9 protein-coding genes are annotated in these 16,792 nt (G+C 52.8%); 5 read left to right on the top strand and 4 right to left on the bottom strand.

Annotated elements, in window-relative coordinates:
* The first annotated feature begins 56 nt into the window (after window positions 1-56).
* On the top strand, window positions 57-3,263 hold the full coding sequence (locus C495_RS06085) for a DUF499 domain-containing protein (protein ID WP_008160994.1): 3,207 nt from the start codon (window positions 57-59) through the stop codon (window positions 3,261-3,263).
* An 86-nt stretch (window positions 3,264-3,349) separates the two neighbouring features.
* Here the strand turns inward: C495_RS06085 and C495_RS17600 are convergent, their stop codons facing one another.
* Complete coding sequence (locus tag C495_RS17600; protein WP_152418874.1) at window positions 3,350-3,772, bottom strand: hypothetical protein; 423 nt, start codon at window positions 3,770-3,772, stop codon at window positions 3,350-3,352.
* Between the two features lie 157 nt (window positions 3,773-3,929).
* Complete coding sequence (locus tag C495_RS06080) at window positions 3,930-5,621, bottom strand: DUF262 domain-containing protein (RefSeq protein WP_008160992.1); 1,692 nt, start codon at window positions 5,619-5,621, stop codon at window positions 3,930-3,932.
* Window positions 5,622-5,790: 169 nt separating this feature from the next.
* Here C495_RS06080 and C495_RS06075 point away from each other — a divergent pair, with 169 nt between their 5' ends.
* The 4 genes from C495_RS06075 to C495_RS06065 all read left to right on the top strand — a co-directional run bounded on the left by C495_RS06075 (window position 5,791) and on the right by C495_RS06065 (window position 13,310).
* The gene (locus C495_RS06075) at window positions 5,791-8,463 is read left to right on the top strand and encodes a DUF1156 domain-containing protein (RefSeq protein WP_008160991.1); all 2,673 of its coding nucleotides are present in this window, start codon (window positions 5,791-5,793) and stop codon (window positions 8,461-8,463) included.
* Between the two features lie 40 nt (window positions 8,464-8,503).
* The gene (locus tag C495_RS06070; RefSeq protein ID WP_083902452.1) at window positions 8,504-11,668 is read left to right on the top strand and encodes a DEAD/DEAH box helicase; all 3,165 of its coding nucleotides are present in this window, start codon (window positions 8,504-8,506) and stop codon (window positions 11,666-11,668) included.
* Window positions 11,669-11,733: 65 nt separating this feature from the next.
* Window positions 11,734-12,654, top strand: a complete 921-nt coding sequence (locus tag C495_RS17235) for a helix-hairpin-helix domain-containing protein (protein WP_161605556.1) — start codon at window positions 11,734-11,736, stop codon at window positions 12,652-12,654.
* A gap of 272 nt (window positions 12,655-12,926) precedes the next feature.
* Window positions 12,927-13,310, top strand: coding sequence for a hypothetical protein (locus tag C495_RS06065; protein WP_008160986.1), 384 nt, complete (start codon window positions 12,927-12,929; stop codon window positions 13,308-13,310).
* A gap of 9 nt (window positions 13,311-13,319) precedes the next feature.
* Here the strand turns inward: C495_RS06065 and C495_RS06060 are convergent, their stop codons facing one another.
* The gene (locus C495_RS06060) at window positions 13,320-15,080 is read right to left on the bottom strand and encodes a 5-methylcytosine restriction system specificity protein McrC (protein ID WP_008160985.1); all 1,761 of its coding nucleotides are present in this window, start codon (window positions 15,078-15,080) and stop codon (window positions 13,320-13,322) included.
* The gene (locus C495_RS06055; protein WP_008160984.1) at window positions 15,080-16,312 is read right to left on the bottom strand and encodes an AAA family ATPase; all 1,233 of its coding nucleotides are present in this window, start codon (window positions 16,310-16,312) and stop codon (window positions 15,080-15,082) included. The genes C495_RS06060 and C495_RS06055 overlap by 1 nt, the downstream gene beginning before the upstream one ends.
* Window positions 16,313-16,792: the final 480 nt, after the last annotated feature.

Genomic DNA, 16,792 nt, shown 5'->3' with positions numbered 1-16,792 from the left:
CATCCGAGCACCATAGTGTTTATTTGGTCAGTGACAGGCAGTATACGTATCAACAAATGTCGGAAGTAGACACCCTGTCAAAGACTCTCGAAGACACGGTCACCCTCAGCCGTGAGCTTCGGGAGGACGGACAGATAGACGGGCAGGTAAAACTCTATAACGTGGATGACGAGAACGAGTTCGAGTCTGACGCCGAACTCTTCTTCGATCGCACGTTGATGACTCAGGGGCTTCGAGAGGCCCTGTCGATCCTCCGTGACTCGCTGACCGGTGATGATCCTCGTGGAACACACATCCTCTACGGCCCCTATGGGAGTGGGAAATCCCACCAGATGGTGGCGCTGTACCACTGTTTCGATGATCCCGTTGCTGCGGGTTCGTGGGCAACCGAGGAAATCGAGGAGCTCGAATCATCGCTTCCGGAGTCTGCAGTCCCAATCACGGTCGCTATGCAGAACGAACAGTACGAGTACCTCTGGGAGCCGTTCTTCGAGGCACTCGACTACGACCCCGGGACGTACGAGTCCGGCGGCTATCCGGACATGCAGACGATTCAGGACGCCGTCGGCGATGACACCGTCGCGTTCTTCGTCGACGAGCTTGAGGACTGGTTCGATACGCTCCAAGGGGATCGCAAGAGCGCGAACAAGGCCTTCCTCCAATCTCTGCTCGAATCGACAGCACTGTCCGATTTAGAGCTCTACACCATCGTCTCTGTTCTCCGTGAGGGCTCCGAGGTCCACGATATTTTGAACCGGGAACAGGCGGTCGAGGTCAACATGAACAACCAGGTGGACAAACGCGAAGTTCTCCACCACCGTCTGATTGAGGACACTGACGAATCAGCTGCCCGTGAGATTGTGAACGGGTACTTCGACGCCTACGACCAGTCGGACCACGTCACCATCCCTGACGACCTCCTCTCGGAGATGCACGATCTCTACCCGTTTCATCCTGTCCTCCTTGACGCGCTTGAGACGCGATACTACGCTGACGAGGGGAACCAGAACACGCGTGGGATGATCTACCTCTTCTCGAAGGTCCTCCTCGAAATGCAGGATCAGACAAACCTGATCACACATGGGGATATCGATGGGATCGAGTTCGAGGGTGAGCTCTCCAAGATCAACTACGAACGACTGAACGCTGCTACCGGCGACATCAAAAATCGGGTGGATGAGGACGATGTCCCCCACGGTCGCCGCATTCTCAACACCATCCTCCTCTACTCGCTGAAGCCGAGCGAGGGTGAGGGCGCAGAGGTCTCGGAAATCGTGATGGGGGCGTACCAGACAGGCGACCTTGTCTCCGACGTCGTGCTCAACCTCGAACGACTCCACGGCGTCGCCTGGCACCTTCACAAGCTGAACGGGAAATATGCCATCCGGGATCGCCAGAACCCGAACGCACTTATTCGGAACGCCGCAGTAGATGTCTCCGAGCGATCGGCGAAGGCCGAAACCGCCGACTTTATCACCGACATCTTCGGGTCGAACGCGTCTCCCGTTGGCTTCCGAACTGACGATATCCGGGATGTCCCGGACGACCGCGACATCAAGGTCGTCGTGAAGGACGATCAGTGGACACAGGAGGAGGTTGAGCGCGTCATCACGAACGACAGCCGTGGACGTGAGTGGCGAAACACGCTCGTGTTTGTACAGCCCTCCGGTGACAAGGCAATTGAATCGGGGACACGTTACATCGATAAAGCACGGTACATCGAAGGTGCCCGTCAAGTCCTTGCCGACGAGTCCCTCGATGACGAGATCCGCGAGTCAATTCAGTCGATGAAAGATCAGGAGGTAAGCGAGCTTCGTGAAGAGCTGCAGCTGCTCTATGGGGAGGTTTTAGACGGAGACAACCTGCTCCAAGAGTTTGATCTCGTGGCACCGATGGACCTCGATGTCTATGTTTCCGATGGACCGGAGCTCGATGCATCGAACATAGCGGACTCCGCAGCGGCTGATCCCTTCGACCTGCAGTCTCACGTGTGGCCCATCGTGTCGGACCTGATGGAGCGTCGCGGTGAGATCTCGATCGAGGACGTGTACGAGCAGTTCCTCCGTGATCCGGAACTCCCGATTCCCGGAAGTGCGAACGACGTGTTGAACGCAACCGTGGAAGCTCTCGAAGGGAAGCCAGTGTTAGCTCGTGACTCCGGCGGCTTCCGTGACGACCTCTCCGGAAGTTCGCTTGACACCGTCCTGGTCCGAAAGGAGGACGTGGACGTGTGGGGTGTTGACGACGTCGAACAGGAACTCCGCCAGCGGTTCGGAAGCGGGACGACAGTGCTCGATATCGGCGATTTCGAGTTGGAACTGGTCGAGGATGGCGAGATCTGGCTCGACGGTGACAGCCACGATGTCGTGATGCGGGCTATCGGGCGGCTGAACCGCGAGGATCAGTACGTGGTCGTTCGGGGCAACGAGATTCTCGATAAGCCGCAGTCGGACGCGACACTCCGAGACGTCGGGAGTGCGACAACTGTCGGCGGGTCGTATCTCGCCGAGTGTATTGAAGAGGCGATCGAGGCAGAGGGGTACGCAAATCTCGAAACGATAATCGGCGAGATTCGTGCTGACGAATCGGTATTCCTTCCGCCGGACGAAACCGAGACGGCTGCCCGCGAGGCAGTGAACGAATTCCTCATTGACGAGTACGTGCTCGAAGCTGGCGGGCGGTATTTGGACGCTCTCGGCGACCGGAACCCGATGACGGTGAAGATCGTTCCGACAGTCTCCGACCGGATCGGCAAACAGATTATAGACTATCTAGACGACCTTGATACCGGTGACCAGTTCACCGTGAGCAAGGTCGCCGATCGTTTCGACAGCACCGTTACGGAGAACATGGTACAGACGTTCCTACTGCAGAACCTCGGCCGTGAGGAGGATCCGGTGTACGTCGTCGGGCCGACAGGCTCCGAGAAGGCATCCGATTGGGTGCCGGGGTATCCGTTCCGGATCCCCGATGTCGGTTCAGAGACGTGGCGGTTCGAGTACAACGGCGACGACGTCGCCGCCATGCGCAAGAAGTGGCGGCGAGATCATCAGACCGGGACCGTAGAGTACGGCGACGTCACGTTCATGCTACCGGACCGAGAGGGCGTACCCGGCGCGCTTCAGGGAACGGCAGACATCGAGCGATCACAAGTGAGCCTGACACTCCGATCCGAGCAGGACTACACAAAGGTACAGGACTTGTTCGAGCGTATGCCCGACGAGGCGTCGAGTCTGAAAGTCGAGATTAGCTTCCAAAAGTAAGGGAAGGGGAACTGGTGTGATCCCATGCTTCATACACCACACAAATCTCTCCATACCTTCAGACGAAGGGTCAAAAACAAATCTTATTATTTTAATTTTCCACGGGCTTTGGAAACATTCTCACTGACCGTTGACTGGTTACGGTTAGTGCGTTCCGCCCACTCGGTCTGTGTTGTTCCCTCGTCCTCCACGATATAGTAGTCAATAGCTTCTGATCGTTCTAATCCCTGTCTGTAATAGTCGGATAGTATTTGGTCTGGTTGTGTACTAGTAATGTCCTGAAATTGGAGGACGGTCCGCATGTGGTGCGAAACAGGTACCCATACAAACGACTGACCAAGCTGTGGCGGCTCGCTGTTATCGTAGAGGTATGCTTCATTACCGCAATTTTGGCAGATGTACGTCCATTCGATTTGTGGGAGCACCTCGTTCTTTTCCCAGTTCTGATGGCCTGATTCGCCGCAATTCGGACAATTTCCGTTCTTCTTGGTGTGTTCTTTCTGGCTCATTGTAGCTTACTCCAATTATTGGTTTAACCCATATACGTAAATAATGATGGGTTCAACCAATATCCCATATTGGCCGCATTGAGTCAGAATTTGTCTCCTGTGGTTGACCTCAACAGAGCCTGCATCCCAGTTTTGTGTGCTTATATTACTCGGATGATCAACCGGTTAGTGTCCAAACCTCCCCCGCTGCGATATTTGCCAACCTTTTGCTCCGTTCCTCAATCTCAGAGATATCCCACTTGCTTCGGTCCTGAAGCTCGTGAGTCATCTTGAAATCGGTTTTCTCTTCCGTGTAGTACTCCTGTTTTCGTTCTAAGGATCGATTAGAGGCGCGGATATTCGGATCCTCTTCCAACAGCGTGAGATTCCCGATCCGTTTCTTGAAGTCGTCGTGTTCGTCCTCGCTGATACCGAATGGCTCTAACCAAAGTTTGGAGAGGTTCTTCCCGGGTCGCTCAGGTAGAATATGTTCGATATGAACCTGGTAGCGACTTTCGACGACTTCCTTGCCGCCATGACCGAAGTGTTCCTCTTCGATCTTGCTGAGTATGTATTTCGTCCGGTCACTCCGCGAGAAGTCTTCCTGTGCGAAATGCCGTTTGAACTGTTCATCACTGGGGAGCCTCCCCTCTGACTCCAAGTACTCCTCCATATACTGCAGTGGGTCATCCGATTCGAACGCGTTCTGTGCCAGGTGATTGAAGATCGTGTCGTGGGGACCGGTGTTGCGGTCACAGATCTGGCGGCGGATGAGCAGCGCGTTCGACCGACGGATGATCCCTTTGAGCAGGTCAACATCGTTGGTTTCTGAGAACGCTCTGAGGAAGAGTGTGAACGGGGTGATAGAGACGATCTCCGCGTCTCGAAGTAGCCGGTTGATCTCGGAGTTTTCACTATCGCTGAACTGGTCGATGTCCTGCTGAATGAGCTTCCGGAAGAGGTCGGACTTCTCACGAACGTCCTCTAACAGCTCTTCAATGTCGTCCGTTTCATCGATCGTCTCGGTAAACGTTGGGTCGTATAGTTTGCTCTTCGTGATTTTCTGGTTGATTCCGAGGATATGTGAGGACATGAAATACTGCCGGAAAAACGTCTCTCCCGAGTCGTGGACGCCAGACAGGCTATCGATATTCATTATGATGTCCCCCCAGAGATCTTCTACACGATCCTCGTTCGTATCTCCTCTATCGGAAGCCGTCATTAGGAGATAGTTCTTCATCAAGTCGATCGGCGAGAGCGATAGGCCGCGGTTGTTCATGGTCTCGAACAGCTGGTAGGCCTCGGAGTGTCCTTTCGCCGTAATCGAGACGTAGATCAGTCGGTCGAGAATCCGATCATGGAGGGTTTTCACCTCGCTCAGGTCATCACACTCCGTGTCGAGTCGTTCGCGGAAAAACTCGTAAGCGGACTCGATTTTCCCGTTTTCGATCTCGTCGATATACCCGTTGACCAGACTTTCGTAGCTCTCCCGGTCCAAGTTCCCGAGAGTTAGTCGCATACCCTGTCGCTCACCGTCCCGATCGACGATCCATAGAGCCTCGTTGATGCTTTCGACACGTTGCTCGATGGCATCCTCGTCGTAGTTCTCTTGGAGGTGATCCCGAATCGCACAGAGCAGTATCGAGATCGTCGTGATCCGCTGTTGTCCGTCTACGATATCGATCTCGTTCGTTCCCTGTGCGACGTGAGTGCCGGACATGAAGACGATGGTTCCGAAGAAGTGACTTCCACCGGGAGGAATCTCGTTGAGGTCACGCCAAAGATCCTCGAACTGCTCTTCTTCCCACGAGTACCGTCTCTGGTAGGAGGGGATCTTCAGTCGCTCGTTCTGACCGTATAGATCGCCCATCTCCTTCGGGCGAATTTGCTCAGCTATCTGCATATTATGTCATCGTGGAGGAGCGACCGCCATAAGCACACAGGTGATGGATATGTCGGCAGCGTGGGTATGCAGCGATCCGGCGATCAAGAATGCACACTTATGTGGGTCCTGAGTAATCCCTATCATATACTGAATCATGTCTGAGCAATCTGGGTCCTCGCAGGAACGGCACGAGCGGACGGAACTCCCCATCGAGCGGGGATTCCCGATCGAGCGCGTGAACGAAATCGCCGAGAAGGAGGGACGGGCGAAGATGTACTATCGTCCCATCTACACGATGCACAAGTGGTGGGCTCGTCGTCTCGGCTGTGTCTTCCGTGCGATCTCTCTGTACACGCTACTTGACGATCCGGAGAAGGTCTCGGTGTACGAACCCGGTCATGAAGGCGGCACGCTCGCCGACTACGGCGACGACGCCGATGGTGAGTCCGATCTCGATGTCGCCTCACTCCTCGAACGCGTGGACATGACGGACCCGGAGAGCCTCTGGGAACTCTATCCGAAGGACGTTCGCGTTGAGGATAAGAAGATCCTCGATCCATTCATGGGTGGCGGTACGTCGCTCGTTGAGGCATCCCGTTTCGGCGCTGAGGTCGTTGGCAACGACTTGAACCCTGTCGCATGGTTCGTTACAAAGAAGCAACTCGAAGCTGGTCAGACTGACATCGAAGAACTTGAGGAAGCCTTCGAGCAGGTGAAAGAGGATGTCGCCGACGAGATTACACAATATTACAAGACACCCTGTCCGAACGGAGACCACAAAGCGGACGTGATGTACAATCTCTGGGTGAAAGAGTTGGACTGCGTCTCTTGTGGACACACGGTCCCTCTTTTTAAGGACTACCGCGTTGCGAAAGGTCGATACGAAGATGATGATAAGTACAACGTCCTCTGTCCGGACTGTGGAGCAGTGACGCTGGTAGACGACTGGCAGTCGGAAAGTGTCTGTAACGACTGTGGACACGGGTTTGTGCCAAAGGAAGGAAACGTTTCGCGTGGAGGGAAGTACAACTGTCCGGACTGTGGTCAGAAGTACGGTATTACGGATGCTATTCAAGAACAAGGTAAACCGGATCTGCGGTTATACGCAGTTGAGTACTACTGTACCCACTGTGAAGATGCGGGAGAAAAGAAAGACATTTACAAAGGCTACAAACAGCCTGAGCAGGCGGATATTGATCTGTTCAATAAAGCGAAAAAAGAGTGGGAAGAAAGTAATGAACTCTATGAGTTTATCCCCAATGAAGAAATCCCAGAGGGTGCAATTACCGCTGCGTCGTCTGTGAGCGGAAATGACGTATTCCAACACGGTTTAGAAAAGTGGCAGGATATGTTTAATTCGCGCCAACTTCTATCGCTCGCAAAACTCTTTATGGCTATTGACAATATTGAGGACCAAAATCTAAAAGAACTTCTTCTGATAGCAGCTACCGACTCGCTTCGATATAACACTATGATGGTTGGGTATCACAATTCTCGGGGCCACATAGACAATCTAACTCGAACGAATTCGTTCAATCCTCCCCTATATCCTGCAGAGAACAACGTGTGGGGAACACGTTCTGGCTCTGGGACATTCACGGCTATGTTTGATCAAGTTCGGACAGCAGTCGAATATGCACGGAACCCCACTGAGAGGCATATTGTGGATGGAGAAACAAAGGAATCAGAACCATTCAATACCCCTATCGGGAACAACGTCACGCTACATCAAGGGGATATGCGTAGCTTGGACTACGAAGACGAATTTGATGCTGTCATCACCGACCCTCCTTACTATGACAACATCATTTATTCCGAGGTTTCTGATTACTTCTACGTCTGGCAGAAAATCCTGCTAGAGGATGAGTACCCCGGATTTGACCAAGACAAAACACCCCGGGTAGATTCCATAGTCACGAATCCCTACCTAGAGAAAACTGCCGAGGACTTCGAATCCGAACTTGAACAGGCATTCACGATAATCAAACGCGCACTCAAGGACGACGGTACACTCACGTTTACTTACCATCACAGCGACTCCGAATCGTGGGGTGAGCTCCTTGAATCTCTCTGTAACGTCGGATTTGAGGTGACGGCGACGTACCCAATCAGCGCGGATATTAACAAATTCATCACTGGCGAAGCAGTCTCCTTCGATATCGTCGTCGTCGCCCGCCCGCTTGATGACACCGAACCCGCCTCGTGGAAGTCACTCCGCCGCGACATCTACCGCACGGCTCGACACACCCGCAAGCAACTCGAAGAGAACCGCGACCTCTCCCGCGGCGACATCGGTGTAATGGAGATGGGCGCGTGTTTCCGCGAGTACTCCAAGCACCACGGGAAGGTGCAACGCGACGGCGAGATCATGTCCGCGAAGGAGGTCGTCCAAGAGATCTACGGCATCATTCAGGAAGCCAGTGACATCGGTGTCGAAGATGTGTTCATCGACCTGCTCGATAGCCCCGACCCCTCGTTCGACGACGTCAACAAGCTCTGCCGCGGCACCAACGCCACGCCCGAGGACCTCAAGGAGACGTGCTTGTACAATACCGACGATGGCTTCGAGCTCGGGACGTGGGACAATGAGAAGCGCCAGGCGTACATCCAAGAGCGGACCAACGGCAACGGCGATGAACACCTCTCGAATCTCGATAAGCTTCAATTCCTCCGGTACCGCTACGAGAAGGGACAAGCTGTCCAAAACTACGTGGACAAGTGGGGCGTCGATGACGACCTGCGCGAGCTCGCCGGACGGCTCGCGGACGTGACCGGCGACGATACCTACACGCGAGTGCTCGGGGATCGGGATATCACGAGCTACTGAAACACACAAACCTACTACACACCCGAGATACACACGAGGGATGTTCGCCTTCCATGCGATTCCGGATGAACGCGGAGAACTATACGTCTGGGCAGAGGATTCAACACTCCGTCAAACACGATCTGCGGAATCGAACGCACCAACAGACACGTCGGGTGGTGAGAAACACCCGTTCGCCGTTGATAAGCCAACTCTCAAGGATATTCTGTCAAATGTTGGGAGTGGAAACACAAATGACGAGCTGACAACACTTACGGTCCATTTACCGACAAGCCAACGCTCCCCTCAGCCATCACCATCGCTCCGTGGGGAGGATGAGTCGGTAAGCGAGACAGCACTCACTCCGTGGCTTATTCCGGCAGTAGGAATCGATCCAAAGGATGCCCCATCGATACTCTCACACCTTTCACAGTCTTCTCATTCCAACGAGGAGACGGGTGAGTACTGGGAGGTCCTCGCCAAAGCGGGACATACTATTAAATTTTGGAACGCCGTTTGTTCGATAGCAGAAACGTACGTCGAGTCCGGACAAATTGCGCCACACCTCGCAGAAAAGGGTGGCTCAGATACCGGCGTTTGGCGCGCATTCCCCTCCACATCAGAGGATGTTGATCGGCTTGTGGAGTTGATGGAAGCGATGCCCCCGCTTGCACAGACATCGGTGGAGGTCGGATCGAATCCTAACCCCGCTCGTGGAACTCGCAGTGACTCGATTGGTCGCTCTCCAAGAGAGGTGTTTACACGCACGCTCGACCGACTCGTTAATGCGCTGTCGAAGGAGCGTTTGTCCGCGGCTGAGACTGATATAACCACGGATGGGCTAGACCCGGTTCAGCACCAGTGGATAAACACACTTCAGGAAAAGGAGGATTCGATCGATTCCGATTCGAAAGCAATTTCCGAACTTCAAGAACAACTCGATGAGTGGATACGCCCTCCCGTTACGGGAGACAAACAAGGTGTCAGACTTTGTTTTCAACTGAAAGAATCGGAAGTGGACACAGATCTGCTGGCATCGGAATCAGAGGTAAAACCGGTTGTTCCCGATAATTGGACGCTCGAACTGCTGTTACAATCCGAGGACGATCCGAGCCTAGTAGTAGAGGCAAGTGCGCTTTTGGAATCCGATCACTCTACATCGAAAGCACTTGCACGTCACCTCAACTGTCCCACTGAAATCCTGAGGAACGAACTGAAGCGCGCTTCCACACATTATCCCCCGCTCAAACGAGATCTCAACCGATCAAATCCTACTGCGATTGAGCTATCCAACAGTGACGCAGCGGAATTTCTTCAGGAATATGCGGATGTTCTCAGGGAAGCGGGCTTTGGGGTGATCCTCCCAAGCTGGTGGGGAGAAACGCCACAACGACTTGGCACTCGAATGGTAGTCAGCGATACCGATGACGAATTCGAGACTACCGGCGGTGGTCTGGGCATCGAACAACTCTGTGAGTTTAACTGGGAAATCGTTCTCGGGGATGACACGGTCTCCGAAGGTGAGTTGGAGCAACTCTCCACACTCAAACGATCGCTCGTATACTTCCAAGGTAAATGGGTCTCGTTGCAGGACGGAGACGCCAAATCAGCGATGGATCTCCTGCATCGTGAAGAAGAACGTACTCTTGAGGAAGTGCTTCAATCGGATACCGAAATTAGCGATGATGCGCCTAATCTTCCCGTCGTGGAAAAGAGATTAGAGGGGACATTTAGAAAACTGTTCGAGCAGGACTACGAGGAATGGGTTGATGAAATCGACACACCATCCGGGTTCGATGGAAAATTACGCCCGTATCAAAAAACGGGGTTGGGATGGATTTCGTATCTCGAAGATCATGGATTTGGTGGCTGTTTGGCCGACGATATGGGACTTGGAAAAACGATTCAGGTCCTTGCTCGACTCGTTCAGGAGCGTTCACTTGATCCCCTGGTTGGTCCGACACTTATTGTATGTCCGTTGTCCGTCGTATATAATTGGAAAAGTGAGGCGAATGAGTTCACACCGGGACTGACTGTACATATCCACCATGGCCAAAACCGAATGTCGGGAAACAACCTTGTCAGCGCTATTGAACACCACGATATAATCATTACGACATATGGGACAGCGAGGAGCGATATCAAACAACTCCGGGACATTCAGTTCCACAGAATAGTTCTCGATGAGGCACAGAAAATAAAGAACACGTCTGCAGGTCGTACACAGGCGATTAGGTCACTGTCGGCCCACCTCCGGTTGGCATTAACCGGTACTCCTATCGAGAATCGGTTGAGTGAGCTGTGGTCCATCATGGAGTTCTGTAACCCGGGGCTGCTCGGGTCTGAGAGACAGTTCAGGAATGCCTTTTCTCAGCCTATTGAGGAACAGGGAAATGTAGAAAAAACGGAACAACTCAGACAACTCATACGGCCATTCGTATTGCGACGCGAAAAAACGGATAAGTCGGTGATTGATGATCTTCCCGAAAAATCAGAGAAAAAAGAGTACTGTGCCCTCACAAAAGAACAAGCAACCCTGTATAAGGCGGTAGTCGATGAAATCTTCGAACAAATCGAGCAGTCACGAGATATCGAGCGAAGAGGGCGAATTCTCAAACTGATCAACAATCTTAAATCGATTTGCAACCACCCACGTCAGTATCTTAACGACGATCAGCGAATCAACGGTCGTTCAGGCAAACTCACTGCACTTGATAATCTCGCCGAGAAAATTGCAGCAAATGATGAAAAAGGACTGATATTCACACAGTACACTCAGATGGCGGAGTTACTGATGGAACACTTACAGGGTCAGGGTTATCGTGTATTCTACCTTCACGGTGATACGGCAAAGGAGCAGCGGGAAGAGATGATCGGTAAATTTGAAAACACAGATGGTTCGTGCTTGTTCCTGTTATCACTCCATGCTGGCGGCACCGGAATTAACCTCACGCCGGCTAACTACGTTATTCACTTTGACCGGTGGTGGAACCCTGCCGTCGAAAAACAAGCAACTGACCGGGCGTATCGCATTGGACAAGAGAATAACGTACAGGTGTACAAACTGATTTGTAGCGGAACGATCGAAGAATCGATCGATCAAATCATCGAGAGTAAGCGTGATTTGGCAGATCAGGTCTTGATTGATAGCGACGAATGGATGACTGAACTTTCCGATGAGGAACTTCGTAACCTCGTCTCGTTATCAACAGACTCCCTGATATGACCCGGTCTACAGATAGTAGTACCAATGAAAATAGAGGGGCCAACCAGGACTCTCGTAAGCCACATATGGCTTGGTGGAGCCATCGGTTTTCAATAACGGATACGTCGTTCGAGGAAAGGAGCGAGTCGGTTGAAGAATCTCTTAGCGAATTCTGGGACGGAATTCCTGAGAAGTATGAGGGTCCTTCGGAAGGCGTTGGAACGACCGAAAAAACAGAATTAGCATCTGTTGGTGAACCCCCAGAAAAATTTAGTAGGGCATTTGAGGTCGTTGAGCAGTATCACAACGCAATCCGGGAGTCACAGAATTGTGAAGTTCAGTTCTCCCGAGATACACCGATCAAATCCATAGTGAAAGAGATCCCACGTGCAGGACAGATCATTGTGGCCAATCTAAAAAAAGAGGGATACGAGACATTTGGCGACCTTGAGGGAGCTACTCGTGACGAATTAACGGACGTGAACCGCGTTGGAAGGGAAACAGCTGAGCGGCTGTTAGAGTTTATCCACGATAGGAAAACAGAAGGCCGAGGTGGAAGTCGTTCGAGAGATGCATCGGACATCGCCGACAATGTCGATCTCCGAGAGATTTCAGATAGCATATCCGGGTTCGGAGACGTTAGTCGAAAGAAAATACAAAAATCAGGATATGAGACTGTAGGAGACGTGCGTACTGCACCAACTGACGAATTAACCGATATTGAACAGATTGGTGAAGGAACTATTTCTAAACTAACCGACTATATTGCGGATCATACGGAGACTCCCTCTTCAACGGTAGATAGTAGTCTCTCGGATGATACCACAATAGAGGACTTCGTGACAGATGTTCCGAGAGTAGGGCGGGTGTTGGTCTCCAAATTGAATCAAGCAGGGTATGAAACAGTGGGCGACCTCCGCTCTGCTACGGTCAATGACCTCACTACTGTGGAACATATCGGTCAAAAGAAGGCAGAGTTGCTTTTGAAATCCACTCGTTTGAAATGACTCGAACTCATCCTTTATGATAACAACTCGTGAAGATGCATCTGATTCCGATGCGTAATTTATTCTGACTACTGGCATGAGCGCGTTCAACACCTTGGTCCATGATTTCCGGTACAGGACCTGAAATCGCTCAAGCTAATGTGTATTGGAGAGCACTTCTCTTTCAGCCAAGAACGATCTACATCTTTATGTGATTTATCTTCGGTCGGATATGTCCGTATGACTGAGCGACATCATCCCGTTATTTATCCTGTGAAACTGTAAATCAACCAATGGCAGGACCCGGTCGCATCCCCGGACGCTACAATCTCATTATCGAAGGCGCGTACGATACCTTCGATCACCGAATGCCCATCGAGGAGTTCATCAATCGGCTTCAGAATGACGACGTCCCGGACGAAGTCTCCGTAATCGGACTTGAAGAGGCACTCTCTGACATCGAGCACCGAGCTGATCTCAGGGGTGCAATGGATCAACGGGCGAACGATTTGGAATACCAGAATCCGACGGTTCAATTCGTCGTCGAGGGATCGTTCCATCGCCAGGGGAAAACGTACGATCTCCGCTACGATGACCAGCTCCACTCGTTACAGGACGTGTTTGGGCCTCAACTCGAACGGAAAGAGGATGGAAACTGGCTCGTTACGCCCTTCTAAGACGCCTACTTACAGGAGTTTCAACGGACCTTCCTTCTCGACTTCCCCTGTATCCCGTTTGAGGAAGTACAGGTCAACCCAGTCTTCACCACCTTCCTCGTAGAATACGGGAAGGCAAGTCCATGTATATTTGTTACGTCGACCACACCGTGTTTCGATCTGTTCTCGCGTCCAATCCCCACCATGTTCTAAGTCGTAACGGTTCCGAACGTTGTACGAGTGTTCATCAGCAGCTGCTTTTACCACCTGCAGTGAGAAGTCTCGGGGATCTTGGAATGCGAAGGGGCCGTTCGCGTCGGCAGCCTTACTGAGGTCGCTCTCATCCACACCATCCAAACACAGTTTGTTCTCTGCGATGGCGTAGAACGGTTCGAGTTCCGGGTGGATCTCGGCGAGAACGCTATGGAGGTACTCGTGTACGACTTCGGCATACTTGTCTAGCGAGAAGTCGCCCGTCGGAGAGACGATCTCTAACTCTGCGCCAGTCTGTGTAACTCGACGGCGTCGGGGTTCGAGCAACGGACACAGGAATGCGAGTCTGTCGGCGTGGAGGAGATAGGCGTAGCTGAACAATCGTGACCGCGACGGGGACTGCTTAACCGGATCGTGCCCTTCCGCGTAGTACTTGGAGTCGAGGACGGCGATCGTCTCTTCGCCCTCTTGAAGAGCGTGATCCGGTTCATGGTAGATCTGGTTTTCTCCCTCGAACGGATTTACTGACGGTGACGACGCAGGTACGACATTGGCGACCGAACCGAAATGGTCGTACGATTTGATATATGAGAGTTCGCGCTCGATCACCACCTGAGAGTACTGCTCGAACAGTGACTCCATGTTCAGAACGTAGTCCACAACCAACTCCCGAGGTCCGTCCTTGAGCTGCTGGCCGAGCGACGACGACAACACTGCCTTTGCGACGTCGAACGCCTTTCGGTAGTACTGGCGTTGTTTCGGCAAGTCACCGAGAGTGATGCGCTGATACTCGTCGATACGGCCCAACCCGCTGTCAACACCCATACCCTCTAACCGTTCGATCTCCCGATGAACCTCCGAGAAGATGCGATCGTAACCAGGATGGTCGTACTCCGAGGCGTTCTGTCGGAACAGCCGGAGCAGCGTCTTCCCTGCGTAGTGGAGCAACGAGTTCGCAGCGTTGTCGTACTCCGTTTCGTTGCGGATCCAATTCGGCTCGACAGTCCCGCGGGCGTGATTCAGAAGGGTTTGTTCGACGTCGATCTCTCCTCGACCTTCTAAGCTGTTGGTCCGCCGAAGGATCAGGTCTCGAATGTACCCGTTGCGTTGGATGGTCTCAAGTCCCTCCAAGTAGTTGATCGCCATCACCACGAGCACGTCTTCGAGTTCAATATCGTCGGAGAGGAAGTCCTGAAGTGGGATTCCGTGGTAGTCGATCGATCGGTTCTGATCGTACACTGCCAGGAGCATATCGAAGATCGGTTCCCAGTCGATCTTTGGAGAGATCGTTACCTTCGATGACGGGGTTAGACTGACCGCCCCGACGATATCCGTCGCAGAGACGTGAATGACGTCCCCATCGTCGCCCTCCACAGTCACCGTGATAACATCGTATTGGTGGTCGGAGTCGAGAGCCCCCTGGCGCTTCGTGAACACACCGGGGCTCTCTTGTGTGAAGGACGCGCGACGAAGCTGATCAGTGATGGACGACGGACAGTCCTCTATCCGGATCTCCCCCCGCTCGGGGACGTCGAATGTATCCCGCCCGTACTGATAGACTTCGTCAACGCTACTCATTACTCGTAGGAACCCATCTGACGTCGCTCTTGTTCAAGTTCACGTTCGGCGAGCTCAGCCGCCGGGGCGAGATCGAATTCCTCGAACTCGTCGTTCAGCGCTCGGTAGTGTTCTGCGATTCGCTCCACCTGTGGGAACGCTGCGGAGTTCAGCAGCCGGGGAACGATGTAGGTTCGGAAGGCTTGGCCGACCGAATCGGCCTGGTCGTACTCGTACTCCCCGCCTTCTCGGCAGGCAACACCAACGAACACGGCGACATCGCGGTAGTGCATCGGACCAAACCGCATGATTGCTCCCTGTGCCGTGGATTCGTTGCCGTGGTTGATCCCCTCGTAGTCTCGCTCAAAGAGACGGAGCAACTCGTCGTCGTCGATATCAGTCTGTCCTGAGATGTGTGTGTCGAGCCAGTCTCTGAACAGCTGCCGTCGCTTGTCCTCTTCGTACTCGTCCAACTCGATCATGGCGAACCGGCGAGTGATCGCGTTGTCGAGTTCGTTCACTGTTCGGTCCGACATGTTCATCGTACAGATGATGTTCACCCGCTCGTCAAGTTCGATGGTCTCCCCCTCATCGGTCTCGAAAATCGTCTGGTGCGGGTTTTCGATAGCAGTGTAGAGCGGCCCGAAAATCTTCGAGATGTCGGCCCGGGTAATCTCGTCGAGGATGACACCGTATTTGACGTCGAACCGACGAGCCCGTTGAACACCCTCCGAGACACAGCCGAGCTTGGTCCGATAGCTGAGCGATTCACCAGTGTAGTCGGGACTGATTCCACCGATGATGTCCGAGGGTGTCCACGAGGGCGTCGCGGTGTGGAGTGAGTACCCGATTCCCGTTTCGCGGGCCAACTGCTTCGCAAACGTGGTCTTGCCCGTTCCCGTCGGTCCATAGAGCACAACGGGTTTTCCTGCTTCGAGCGCGACTTTGGCGTTTCGTATAACGTCCTCAGGGACCAGGACGTCTTCGGGCGTATCATCACCCCTGAGACTCACGAGGCGCTTCAATCGATCTGATGCGAGTCGTGACTCTAGAACTGCCTGACGGACTTTTCCGAGGCCGCGTTTCCCGTCATGGGCTTTATCGAGTTCTTGGTCCTCAATGAGGTATAGGAGGACGTCCTCGTTCGCGGCGTTCTCGATCGCTCCAACGACGTCATCTTCAACACGCCGAAGGATATCAATTTCTTCTTTGGCCTCCTCTAGCGTGTACGTATCGTCCGACGAATTACCCATTTTCAGATAGGTGTAGTCGAGGGTATATAAAATCCATCTGAAACTGGTGGATTATCGTCTAGTATAGGGTGTGCAGGGATACTGTCGTAGTCTACATTAACCGTGAAGACCGTCCCAAATAAATAACAGAAGTTGCAGAATCATTACCCCCGATGCTAGCGAACTTGCTAATATTGTACGCACTCTGCTTCGAAGGTAACATGTTAACTTAGATGTTAACTCAGAAGTTAACATGCGAGAGAGGCTACAAATGTCTTGCCGTGAAAACGTGTTAACACCTGGTTCGAATAACTAACTTCGAACGGTTGATCCTGATCGATTAGTCGATATCCAACTATTGAAGTAAATAGCGACGCGTCGACACATGTCGCGCCCACCCGGCGCGGCTGATTTGTGGATTCGGTCAGAGAGTGAATCCCACTAAGCCGGTCGCGTGTGGTGGCACGACCGGCACACGATGAGGAAACGAGAAGTTAGTTT

The organism is Natronorubrum sulfidifaciens JCM 14089 (assembly GCF_000337735.1).
GTDB classification, from domain to species: domain Archaea; phylum Halobacteriota; class Halobacteria; order Halobacteriales; family Natrialbaceae; genus Natronorubrum; species Natronorubrum sulfidifaciens.
This window is presented reverse-complemented; position numbering and strand designations above follow the sequence as displayed.